The 359-nt window shown below is 72.1% G+C and carries 1 pseudogene; it reads right to left on the bottom strand.

Features of this window, described 5'->3' with window-relative positions:
• Positions 1–128: 128 nt before the first annotated feature.
• A pseudogene (locus tag DWY03_RS10195) lies at positions 129–359 on the bottom strand (IS110 family transposase); the annotation flags it as partial.

Here is a 359-nt window from a genome sequence, read left to right as displayed (position 1 = left end):
CGGCCCGCACTCCATTCCTTCGGCGGGGTTCCCCAAGTCTGTCGGGGCGCATGCGGAGGGCTCCGCGCGCACAGCGAAATAGGGGGTGTCCCCGAAGGCCGCCCGGCTCGCCGGGACGGGGGCTATGTCTATTCCGCGCCCTCCCGGCACATCATGCCGAGGGCCCAGAGCCACCTCACGAGCTCGGCCGCGGTGGCCGCGTTGGCCTTCGCCGCGGGCATGCCGCGGGCGAGCATCTCCTCGCGCCGCCGCAGGAGTCGCTCGGACCCCTTCCTCCCGTGCATCCTTATCTCGAGGGGCACGCCCGTGTCCCTCGGCATGAGCTTCGGCTGGTGCCGTGCCGCGGCGTAGCACCATGA

Origin of the sequence: Collinsella sp. AF23-2 (genome assembly GCF_003459245.1) — a bacterium.
Lineage (GTDB): Bacteria > Actinomycetota > Coriobacteriia > Coriobacteriales > Coriobacteriaceae > Collinsella.
Note: the sequence above shows the minus strand (reverse complement) of the source record. Positions and strands in the feature narration are given on the sequence as shown.